The organism is Nocardioides sp. NPDC057772 (assembly GCF_042798075.1).
Taxonomy (GTDB): domain Bacteria; phylum Actinomycetota; class Actinomycetes; order Propionibacteriales; family Nocardioidaceae; genus Nocardioides.
The window spans coordinates 433-3,471 of the sequence record NZ_JBHVKN010000323.1 but is presented as its reverse complement, the minus strand read 5'-3'; the positions used below and the strand labels follow the sequence as shown (position 1 = coordinate 3,471).

The following is a 3,039-nucleotide window of genomic DNA, read 5'->3' as shown; positions in this document are numbered from 1 at the left end:
GTCGGTGGTCGCCTCTAAGGTGCTCGCGTCCGCTGCTGGTCAACGTCACCGACACCCAACGAGAGCCTGACCGTCAGGGCATTGATCGAGCAAGGCGGTCGACGAGTCGCAGGGCCTCAGGAAGGCGGGCAGTGCCGGACATCGTGCGGACCAGGTAGGCGGCATCGGTCTGCGAGATGCCGGCGGCCGTGACGTACAACGGTCTGGACGAGCTTCCGCGTAGGACGGGTTCGGCGTGGGTGGCACTGCGGAACGCGGTCTTGGCGACGCCAATGACCGCTGGCGCGAGTCCGGCGTTCCAGACGTGCCGTCCCAGGCCAGGCCGTCCGTCCGGATCGAGGTCGACGTACCCGTCGACGATGAGCACGTCGAGCGGGTCGGTGTCGGCGAGGAGAGCCGTCAGGGCCGGCAGCTCCCGTTCGTAGAACCTGCCGGGGGCGTAGTCGGCCACCTCGGCGAGCCAAGCCGTGCGTTGCTCGATGATCGTGCCGAACTCGGGGCCGCCGCTGACCACGAGTGCGGCGTGCCCTCCCCCGGATAGCGGGTAGTGGGCGTCGGCAGCCCCGAACCTGGTCACCACGGTCACAGATTAAGGCGAGCGTGTGGAACACCGGTGAGTCGCGCATCAGGCACATGCCAGGATGGTGGCGAGAAGGACCGATGTGGGTCCGTGAACGCAAGGGTTAGAGATGACGGACGCAGCGTGGTACCCGGACCCGACCGGACAGGCCGAGCTTCGATACTACGACGGGAGCCAGTGGACCGAGCACGTGTCCACGGGCGGGCAGCAGTCGACGGCGCCCCTGGCGCCGCCTCAGGCGACGGTGGAGCAGGAGGCGCCGACGCAGGTCGGCTCGGCGCAGGCCGTGCAGGCGGCGTACGGCGACAGCGGCCACGCGCAGCAGGCCCAGTACGGGCAGCAGCCCGTCCAGTCCCAGCAGCCCGCCGGCGATGCGTTCGCGGGGATCTCGGGTGACCTGATCGACGGTCGCTTCTCCGAGATCGAGGGCAACGGCGCCGTGCTGCAGAACAAGAAGCTCCTGCGCGTGCGCCTCGGCGAGCCGTTCCAGGCCCGCCAGGGCTCGATGGTGGCCTACCAGGGCAACGTGCAGTTCAAGTACCAGGGCGGCGGCGTCGGCAAGTTCCTCAAGAAGGCCGTCACCGGTGAGGGCCTCAGCCTGATGGGCGTCGAGGGCCAGGGCGACGTCTTCCTGGCCGACGCGGCCAAGGAGGTCCACATCCTCCAGCTGAACAACTCGGGCATCTCGATCAACGGCGACCACGTGCTCGCCTTCTCCAACAGCCTGCAGTGGAACATCGAGCGGGTCCAGGGCGCCGGCATGCTCACCGGCGGCCTGTTCAACACCACGCTGCGCGGCACCGGCTGGGTCGCGGTCACCACGGAGGGCGACCCGGTGGTCCTCAACGCCGCCGAGGCGCCCACCTTCACCGACACCAACGCGGTCGTCGGCTGGTCGCTCGGCCTGCAGACCAGCCTGCAGAAGTCGTTCACCGCCGGTGCGCTCATCGGCCGCGGCAGCGGCGAGGCGTTCCAGGTCGCCTTCCAGGGCGCCGGCTTCGTCATCGTGCAGCCGTCCGAGGGTGCGGTCGTCCCGCCCCACTCGCACAGCTGAGCGCGATCCAGCGGGGTCGACTGCCGCGTACGTCACATGCTGGCGTACGCGGCGGACGCCAACTGCCGTCAATCGGCATCTGCTTGATACTGTCACCAGCAAGTTGACCGACATCCTTTAAGCACCGTCCCGTGAGGCGGAGAAGGAGGTACGGCGTGCCGCTGCATGCCCACAAAGAAGCACTCCTCGTACTCGAGGATGGTCGATCGTTCCGGGGGGAGTCGTTCGGCGCCGAGGGTGAGACCTTCGGCGAGGCGGTCTTCTCCACCGGCATGACGGGCTACCAGGAGACGCTGACCGACCCGAGCTACCACCGGCAGGTGGTCGTCATGACCGCGCCCCACGTCGGCAACACCGGCGTGAACGACGAGGACCCCGAGTCGCGTCGGATCTGGGTTGCCGGCTACGTCGTCCGAGACCCCGCCCGGGTCTCGTCCAACTGGCGCGCCCAGCGCAGCCTCGACGACGACCTGCGCGATCAGTCCGTGGTGGGCATCAGCGGGATCGACACCCGCGCGCTGACCCGTCACCTCCGCGAGCGCGGCGCGATGCGCGTCGGCATCTCCACGATCGAGACCGACCCCGAGGCCCTGCTGCAGAAGGTGCTCGCCTCCGCCGAGATGAGCGGTGCGAACCTCTCCGACGCGGTCAGCACCCAGGAGGCGTACGTCGTTCCCGCCCAGGGCGAGAAGCGGTTCACCGTCGCGGCCCTCGACCTCGGGATCAAGGAGATGACCCCGCAGCGGATGGCCGAGCGCGGCATCGAGGTGCACGTGCTCCCGGCGACCGCGACCCTCGAGGACGTCCTCGCGACGAAGCCAGACGGGCTCTTCTACTCCAACGGCCCGGGTGACCCGGCCGCGACCACCGGCCAGGTGGAGCTGCTCAAGGCGGCACTGGCCGAGGACATCCCCTACTTCGGCATCTGCTTCGGCAACCAGCTCTTCGGCCGCGCGCTGGGTTTCGGGACGTACAAGCTCAAGTACGGCCACCGTGGGATCAACCAGCCGGTCATGGACCTCACCACCCGCAAGGTCGAGGTGACCGCCCACAACCACGGCTTCGCCGTGGACGCCCCGATCGGGGAGGAGACGACGACGCCCTACGGCATCGCGACCGTCTCCCACGTCAACCTCAACGACGACTGCGTCGAGGGCCTCGAGCTCAAGGACGCCGAGACCGGGAAGCTCAAGGGCTTCTCCGTCCAGTACCACCCGGAGGCAGCGGCCGGCCCGCACGATGCCGCCTACCTCTTCGACCGGTTCATCTCTCTCATGGCGAAGGAGGTCTGAGCGATGCCCAAGCGCGAAGACATCAGGTCCGTGCTCGTGATCGGGTCCGGCCCGATCGTCATCGGCCAGGCCTGCGAGTTCGACTACTCCGGCACCCAGGCCTGTCGCGTGCT

The 3,039-nt window shown here is 68.7% G+C and carries 3 protein-coding genes; 2 read left to right on the top strand and 1 reads right to left on the bottom strand.

Annotation, left to right across the window (positions count from 1 at the left end; translation table 11 throughout):
* Nucleotides 1-73: 73 nt before the first annotated feature.
* Nucleotides 74-580: an endonuclease V gene (locus tag ACFVJS_RS27095; protein ID WP_378886656.1), complete on the bottom strand. Its 507-nt coding sequence runs from the start codon at nt 578-580 to the stop codon at nt 74-76.
* A gap of 109 nt (nt 581-689) precedes the next feature.
* On the opposite strand from ACFVJS_RS27095, the gene ACFVJS_RS27090 reads away from it, so the two are divergent.
* A complete protein-coding gene (locus ACFVJS_RS27090) occupies nt 690-1,634 on the top strand; it encodes an AIM24 family protein (RefSeq protein ID WP_378886655.1) in 945 nt (314 codons plus the stop codon).
* Nucleotides 1,635-1,789: 155 nt separating this feature from the next.
* Nucleotides 1,790-2,926, top strand: a complete 1,137-nt coding sequence (gene carA, locus ACFVJS_RS27085) for a glutamine-hydrolyzing carbamoyl-phosphate synthase small subunit (RefSeq protein ID WP_378886654.1) — start codon at nt 1,790-1,792, stop codon at nt 2,924-2,926.
* The last annotated feature ends 113 nt before the right edge of the window (nt 2,927-3,039 follow it).

Excerpts from the sequence above, each read along its gene's own strand:
- ACFVJS_RS27090 (WP_378886655.1), top strand. The coding sequence starts at position 690 with ATGACGGACGCAGCGTGGTACCCGGACCCGACCGGACAGGCCGAGCTT.